The organism is Exobacillus caeni, assembly GCF_005747095.1.
Taxonomy (GTDB): domain Bacteria; phylum Bacillota; class Bacilli; order Bacillales; family Guptibacillaceae; genus Exobacillus; species Exobacillus caeni.
In genome coordinates this window covers 24,137-30,540 of sequence record NZ_SWLG01000031.1, presented here as the reverse complement: position 1 = coordinate 30,540, position 6,404 = coordinate 24,137, and the positions used below count along the sequence as shown (strand labels likewise).

Genomic DNA, 6,404 nt, shown 5'->3' with positions numbered 1-6,404 from the left:
CGAAGTATTCTGCCGAAGCGGTTTGCATTACTCCTACTAGCTACAAAGGAAGATAAATCTATTGAAAATTAACATTCTATACTTGTTGATTCTAAATCATTCGTTTTTTAACTTGAACATCTTATTTATGTCCCAGCCTCTTTCTTTTTTTCTAAAAGTGGATTCACCTTAGTTATTTTGTGGTAATTTATGTAATAAATCCGTTGTAGGAGGGGCAAAGAATTGGTATATGATGAAAAATATAGTCATGGAATAGAAAAATTAGCGATAGAAGCGAAAATTGAAAAGTTAGAGGAATACGTTACATTAGGAACAAATCTTTTACTGGATATCCATAAAACAAACAGAAAGCTGAAACAGCATGACCTTATAATTATCGCTTATTATAAAAAGTTTCTTGAACAGCTTGACGGATTAGTTTTGTTGATTCAGCATAGATCTAAAAGTGCTGCGACGGTAACGCTACGATCCGTTTTCGAAAGTTTTCTTGGCTTGGAATACATACTAAGCGAGGACTCGAAAATAAAACAGCGAGCATTATCGTATTACCTGGGATTCGCTAAGGAAGAAATAGATGTAGCAGAAGAGGTTCTGTCATTTTCGTCTACCTCTCCAGAGACTACAGAAAAATTTTTTGAAATTATCGAGATCCACAAGGATGATTTAAACGATCCGATTTTTACAGAAGTTATTGAGGAATGGAATACGGTTAAAGGCATTATGAATGCTGATCACGTAAATCCAGCCTGGTATTCTTTATTTTATGGACCAAAAAATCTTAAAGAATTATCAAAAGAACTTGATGTGCTATTTATCTACGAACATTTCTATTCGGCATTTTCCATTGAAGCACATGGATTTACCGCCTTAAGATCAACCCATCACACGGAAATGGATCTTGATTTTTTAAAGCTTAGGTCAGAAGAAGAACTCGAAACCCATATCCACTTTGGAACTCGTTTTTTCAAAATACTAACCTTAAAAATAACAGAATATTTTTCTCCAGAAGATCTGAAGCTTTATTCAAGGCAAGTTAGTGAATAAATAATATTCCGGAGCTTTGTATCCCCAGTTAGCCCGGAAATAGGGGGGAACCTTGCCATAATGAGAACATTTCTTATTTTCACTTTGGCATGGTTTCCCTCGTTTATTATCCGGGACCTATTTATTTTTTTATCTTTTAACCTCTCTTTAGAATGTATACGTTCCCCGCATCATACTTACCGAAACCAGACCTTATCAACATAGCAAATCCTCCTATGAAACGCTCCATTTCCTGATCAATTAATAACTCCATCAAATGCACCCCTTCCATTAAGAGGAAAGTTATAAATCAATTCATCTATTTCACGTCACTATAATATGATAGCAATATAGAAAAGAGGGGGGATGGGTTATTTTTTGCCTAAAAAAGAAGGTGAAAACGAAGTCTGCATCTCTTGCTCTCCTTAAATTGAAAGATGACTTGAAAAAAAGGAGCAATGGGAAGGCATTTGTTAAAAAAGATCATTTATCAAGTGAAGAAAGTAAGCTTTTAAACCAAATAAGAATACAGACTAATATTAAAAATGAAAACAATATAACGAGAACAAAAGCATATTTTGATATTTATAGTTTTCATCCTGAAATCCACTGGTCGTTTCTCGGTCATATGGTATCAAGGAACGGCGGTTGGAACATGACTGATCTAAAGGGTGAGTTCTTTTCTAAACTGTTAAATAAACAAGAGCAAATAGATTTTTTTGGGTTTCTGGAACGGGGAAACTGGCTCATTTTTCAGGATGTTTATCCACAATTTCTACTATATAAAGAAAGTTTAAAACGAAATCGAAATTTATTTTACCTGCTTTCATTTTTAAATGTTTCAGAATTTATGGAAGCAGTATGGAATAATTTTTGGAAGTATCGTGACAGTTATGTACTAGCAATCGCCCTTATTATTAATGAACAAAGTTATTTGGAAAAAAGGGTGATTCAAAATGAGATTTTTCATAAAAACGTTTTTGAAAAAATAGAGTTTAAATTACAAGATATTCTAAGTTTAAATCATATCCTTTTCCCTTTTTATAACGCCAATCTATCACATCCATTAATCGGCCAAACGCTACATAGATTTGATTCTCTCCATGAAAGAATATTATTAGGGAAACGCTTGTATGCAGTTTTGTTTCATCCAGAAAATTTAAAAAATATATTTAAATGGTCAAAAATCAATCCGCATACCGGCTCTCGAAAAGACTATTGGCCACATTTGTTTAATGATATAAATGAAGATAATCCGTCTCGGATCCCTAAGCTAAAGATTAAAAATTGCCGATTGAGAAAAGATGCAACCCGGATTTATAGTCCGTCACTTCAATATGCTTGGCCAAATGCATCTCATAAAAAGGCAGAAACTGGTGATTGGTTTCATGATTGGAAGATTATTAGGTATTTTGATGATATTGGAAAGGTAAGTGGGGAGGTTGAAGATGACTACTGTGAAACCCTCAAAAAAATTGAACTTGCGGCATTCGCTAAAGAAACCTTTTTTTAATAGTAGATTGAACTTATCCCCTCTTGTTGCCGGGATGATCGCTGCATCTTTGATTGGAACATATTTAGACTTGTTTTTTGTAGGTAATGGAATATACTTTTTTCCAAATCGGCCGTTTCCGACTATTTTTAATATTAACGTCGCTTTTACACTATTGGGATTGCCGGTTATAACATTAGTTACTCTGTATTTTTTGAGCAGTATGAGCAAAATGGAACGAAGGACCTTCATTGTTTTTTTGTCTTTGATATTCTGTTTTGCAGAAAACATATCTGAAAATTTCGGATGGTTTAAGCACAGTGAAAGTTGGGAGCATTTCTATTCTTTTATTGGATATATTATCTTCTTTTCCGTAATCTGGAGAATTTATAATATGTTTAAAAGTGGCCAATGAAGTAGTGGGGCAGGGATGGCGATTAAATCTCTCTATAGGAAGAGTTATACTGTGAGCGTTGGGAACTCTAACTGTCCCATCTACCAGACTTATCGTGGATTACGCTTCTTTAATATCTCTGGTTGACCTCTTTTTCATTGGGGGTTCATTAAAACAGGCTTCATCTTAATTCTCTATTTCCAAAAGAACCGTTTGCAAAATTTAAATTGAGTAGACCTTCTATGGAAGTTTGGTCTGAATCTGTCTTCAAACATATAACTGATGTTGGAATAAATACGGCTAAAAATTCAAAATTTTTTAACTTTTTAGCCTGTTAGTTTATTGACATTAGGAAAAAGGTTATGATAAAATTTAAATTTTATATTTCGTGATAAATGTGTTATAATGGAAATGAAGTAAACTATTCGGGGGTGTTCTTTTGTTTGAAGTAGGAGAGAAAATTGTTTATCCAATGCATGGTGCGAGTATTGTTAAAGGTATTGAAGATAAAGAGATACTCGGTGAGACAGTTAAATACTACGTGATCAGCACCCTTGTCAATAACATACAAGTTATGATACCTGTTGAAAAAGCACTGGATCTTGGAATCCGTGGCCCAATCGATGCTGATTCTTTGGAAGAACTTCTAAGCACGTTAAAAGATGAAGATTTTGATCCTTCAGAAAATCCGAAACATCGATACCGGGACAACTTAAATAAGCTAAAAACCGGCGATATTCATCAAGGTGTAGAAGTAATTCGGACGTTAACCGTTTTAAGCAAGACAAAAAAGCTGGGAACCCAGGATAAAAAAATGCTTGATAACGCCCAACAGCTTTTTATCAGCGAACTCATGCTTGTGAAGGATATTGCTTATGATGAAGCAACATCCTTACTTAAAGAAGCCATAGAAGTATAGTTACTAAAACCACTTCAGCTACATGAAGTGGTTTTTTAATTAATTTCTATATGAGCCAAACGTTGTTGATTTTTTATTTGAATGCAAAATGTATTTTCGGGAACGCATGCGGACATCCTTGGAAGAAAATAGAGACATCACTTCGTTGTCCCGATAGTAAAAATCAGAAACAATTCATTATGGATAAACATAGTTTAATTTATAATACGATTGGTTATTTCATCTATTACAAAAAACTTTTATAATAAAGTCAGAACACAAGAACAGTTAGGAGAATACATATGGCAAACAAAGAAAAAATCGCCTGGGTTACAGACAGCACTTGTTCATTAGACAGGGAGTTTATTAAGGAAAACAACATTTTTGTTATACCTCTATATATCTTGTTCGGACAAAAATCATACAAAGAGGAAATAGATTTAACTGCTGAGGAATTTTACATAAAGCTTACTGAAAGCAAAGACCTTCCGACAACCTCACAGCCAGCTTTAGGAGAATTTGTTGAGCTTTATAATAATATAAAAGAAAACTATTCCAAGGTTATCGCTATTCATGCAAGCTCTGCACTGACCGGAACTTATCAGGGATCTGTTACAGCAGCTGATATGTCTGATATAGAAGTGAAAGTTATCGACTCAAAAGTGGGATCTTATCCGCTGGGAAGAATGGTAAGAGAAGGAATCAGACTCCAGCAAGAAGGTAGAAGCTATGACGAGATCACAGCATATCTTGATTCTCTTCCCGATAAGGCCCAACTTTATCTGGTACCAGGAAGCCTTCAGCAGTTGAATAAAGGCGGCAGGGTATCAGGTTCACAAGCTCTTATCGCTAACTTGATCAAACTTAAGGTGATCATCAAGTTTGAAAATGGAAAAGCTATCATGTCAGAAAAGATTCGTACAGCTAAAAAACTTAAAAAGCGGTTGTTTGATATTTTTGAAGAAGCTTCAAACGGGGTAACGGAAGCAAGTGTTCTTCATGCCAATGATGAAGAGAGAGCGGAAAGATGGAAGCAAGAATTAGAAAGCCTTTATCCAGACATTCGTTTTGTAACAACCATGTTAAGCCCGATTGCAGGTGCACATACTGGGCAGGGAACGATGGGATTAAGCTGGATTAAAAGTTAAGCAAATATAGAGGCCTTTGTAACTTAAGGTCTCTTTTTCCTATTTTCTTCTCAAACATCCCATAATAACTTTCTCCTAGAGCATACTAACCATAATGCAGAGGAGGGATTAGTAAGCGTGTATCGATTGTATTCACATAATGACTTAGACGGTGTTGGGTGTGGTATCATCGCGAAAATCGCATTTGGACCAGAGGTTTTAGTTCGATATAACTCTATTGGAGGGTTAAACTATCAGATCGAACGTTTTTTTGAAAGAAATCATAAGGATGACTACTTGTTTATTTCCGATTTATCCGTAAATGAAGAAAATGAAAAGCGGATCGAAGACTTTGTGAAAAGCGGAGGCGAAGCAAAGCTTATCGACCACCACAAAACTGCACTTCACTTTAATAAGTACGAATGGGGCGAAGTGACCGTGGAATATGAGGATGGCAGGTTGGCATGTGCAACTTCGCTTTTGTATGGATATTTAAAGGAGAATAATAAAATCGAGCCAACCAGAACTCTGGACGAATTTGTAGAATTAGTCCGGCAGTATGACACGTGGGAATGGGAAATGAATGATAACAATGAGGCCAAACGATTAAATGATCTCTTTTTCATGATTTCGATCGAGGAATTTGAAGAGCGAATGGTCGAGCGAATACTGAGCCGGGAAAGCTTTACGCTGGATGACTTTGAGGAAAAAATTCTCGATATGGAAGAAAACAAAATCGAACGTTACCTTAGAAAGAAGAAACGCGAAATGGTACAAACATTTATTGATGGCCACTGTGTAGGAATAGTACATGCAGAATCTTATCATTCTGAACTGGGGAATGAACTGGGTAAAACATGCCCCCATTTAGATTACATAGCTATCATCAATGTAGGAGGAAAAAAAATAAGCCTTCGCACCATCCATAATAATATAGATGTATCCGAAGTTGCGAACCAATTTGGAGGTGGAGGCCATGCCAAAGCTTCAGGCTGTCCTTTGACAGAAGATGCGTACCATTTATTTCTAGCTGACGTTTTTCACCTTGAACCAATGAGACCGGATGCTTTTAAAAACATATATAACTTGAAAGAGTCCAATCGTGGAGTGTTGTATGAAAACAGGGAAGAAGAAAAGTTTTTTATTTTCCCAATCACAGATGAAGAATGGATTATAGAATGGGACGGCTTGCATATTAATGAATCTTTTTCATATTTTGTAGATGCTGAACGATATGTGAAGAGAAATCATTCCGCTTGGCTTGTAAGGGATGAGGGATATGTTGAATTTTTAATGGAGAATGTTATGACAATGAAAAAAAAGATGTATTCCTGGGAAGAAACCGCAGAAATGAACGACAAAACATTTGCCTATCCTTCCAAAGACGACCATGAGGATGGAAAAACTTTATACCGGTGATGATAAAGTGGCCTTTAAAATGGGTCACTTTATTTTATTTTGCCATAAGGG

At 35.6% G+C, this 6,404-nt stretch carries 6 protein-coding genes; all 6 read left to right on the top strand.

Translation table 11 applies throughout. The annotated features are described in order from the left end of the window. The first annotated feature begins 222 nt into the window (after nt 1-222). The 6 genes from FCL54_RS22660 to FCL54_RS22635 all read left to right on the top strand — a co-directional run bounded on the left by FCL54_RS22660 (nt 223) and on the right by FCL54_RS22635 (nt 6,353). A complete protein-coding gene (locus tag FCL54_RS22660) occupies nt 223-1,044 on the top strand; it encodes a DUF5677 domain-containing protein (RefSeq protein ID WP_138129571.1) in 822 nt (273 codons plus the stop codon). Between the two features lie 352 nt (nt 1,045-1,396). Beyond that, nucleotides 1,397-2,536, top strand: a complete 1,140-nt coding sequence (locus FCL54_RS22655; RefSeq protein WP_138129570.1) for a DUF2515 family protein — start codon at nt 1,397-1,399, stop codon at nt 2,534-2,536. Further along, entirely contained in the window at nt 2,472-2,930 is a 459-nt protein-coding gene (locus tag FCL54_RS24870) for a CBO0543 family protein (protein WP_425467169.1), read from the top strand. The genes FCL54_RS22655 and FCL54_RS24870 overlap by 65 nt, the downstream gene beginning before the upstream one ends. Before the next feature lie 418 nt (nt 2,931-3,348). After that, nucleotides 3,349-3,828, top strand: coding sequence for a CarD family transcriptional regulator (locus FCL54_RS22645; RefSeq protein WP_138129569.1), 480 nt, complete (start codon nt 3,349-3,351; stop codon nt 3,826-3,828). Between the two features lie 281 nt (nt 3,829-4,109). After that, nucleotides 4,110-4,955, top strand: coding sequence for a DegV family protein (locus tag FCL54_RS22640; RefSeq protein WP_138129568.1), 846 nt, complete (start codon nt 4,110-4,112; stop codon nt 4,953-4,955). Between the two features lie 117 nt (nt 4,956-5,072). Continuing rightward, nucleotides 5,073-6,353: a DHH family phosphoesterase gene (locus tag FCL54_RS22635; RefSeq protein WP_138129567.1), complete on the top strand. Its 1,281-nt coding sequence runs from the start codon at nt 5,073-5,075 to the stop codon at nt 6,351-6,353. Nucleotides 6,354-6,404: the final 51 nt, after the last annotated feature.

Bases quoted from the DNA above. Each gene is read 5' to 3' on its own strand.
- FCL54_RS24870 (WP_425467169.1), top strand. From the start codon at position 2,472: ATGACTACTGTGAAACCCTCAAAAAAATTGAACTTGCGGCATTCGCTA.
- FCL54_RS22640 (WP_138129568.1), top strand. From the start codon at position 4,110: ATGGCAAACAAAGAAAAAATCGCCTGGGTTACAGACAGCACTTGTTCA.